The organism is Sulfurimonas hongkongensis, assembly GCF_000445475.1.
GTDB classification, from domain to species: domain Bacteria; phylum Campylobacterota; class Campylobacteria; order Campylobacterales; family Sulfurimonadaceae; genus Sulfurimonas; species Sulfurimonas hongkongensis.
In genome coordinates this window covers 1-1,113 of sequence record NZ_AUPZ01000027.1, presented here as the reverse complement: position 1 = coordinate 1,113, position 1,113 = coordinate 1, and the positions used below count along the sequence as shown (strand labels likewise).

Here is a 1,113-nt window from a genome sequence, read left to right as displayed (position 1 = left end):
TTTTTGTGGAACTATATCAAGTGGAAGCATAAGTGTAGGAGATGAGATAACAGTACTACCATCAAGAAAAACAAGCAAAGTAAAATCAATAGTAAATCCAACAGCAAGTAATCTCAACACCAAACACTTAACACTGAACACTATAAGCGAAGCTTACGCACCTATGGCTACAACTATTACACTAGAAGATGAGATAGATATAAGTCGTGGTGATATGATAGTAAAATCAGACAATATCCCAGAGGTCTCAGACCATCTCTCTTGTATGGTAGTTTGGATGGATGAGAGTCCTTTGAGACTAAATGAAAACTACATTATAAAAAGAGCTACATCTGTTATAAATGGTACATTTGAGACAATAGAGTATAAAAAAAACATCAATACATTTGAGGAGTTAGATGCAGATGCTTTAGAGTTAAACGATATCGCAAAATGCACTATATCTTTAGATAGAAAAATAGCAGTTGATCCTTACCAAGAAAACAGATATACAGGAAGTTTTATCATCATAGATAAATATACAAATAAAACTGTTGGAGCAGGGATGATACTTGATAGTATTGAGGGTTTAGGGGTCAGAGTTCAGGGTTCAGGGGTCAGGGGTCAGAGGTCAGAGGTCAGGGTTGGGACCGAAGCAAAAGAGTACTCAAATGCAGAAATAGAACTAAATAAGTATATAAGAAAAAATTATCCTGAATGGGAGTGTAGAGAGATCTAATGTATAGAGAAACAAATAAAAGAAGTGTAGCAAAAGGTATTAGCTGGAGGATATTTGCTACTACTACGACTATTGTTATAGTTTATGTTTTTTTTGGTAGACTCGACCTAGCAATAGCAGCAGGAATTATAGAGACACTTGCAAAGATTGCTTTGTACTGGGCACATGAGAGAGCTTGGGTGAAAGTAAAGTGGGGTAGAAAAAAGATAGAACCATTTAACCTTTGGTTTACAGGGCTGCCCTTATCTGGAAAAACCACAATCGCTGATGCAGTATTTAAAGAGCTTGAAAAACTTGATATTCCTTTAGAGAGACTCGATAGTAAAGACATTAGAGAGATAGCTCCAAATATCGGTTTTACAAGAGAAGATAGAAATCGTCATATGCACCGTATA

General features: G+C 35.8%; 2 protein-coding genes. Both read left to right on the top strand.

Annotation, left to right across the window (positions count from 1 at the left end):
- The coding region (locus M947_RS23585; protein WP_021288574.1) for an elongation factor 1-alpha C-terminal domain-related protein at positions 1-718 on the top strand (718 nt) is incomplete at its 5' end.
- A partial coding sequence (locus M947_RS23170) for a DUF2061 domain-containing protein (RefSeq protein ID WP_021288573.1) occupies positions 718-1,113 on the top strand: 396 nt, incomplete at its 3' end. The genes M947_RS23585 and M947_RS23170, both read left to right, overlap by 1 nt.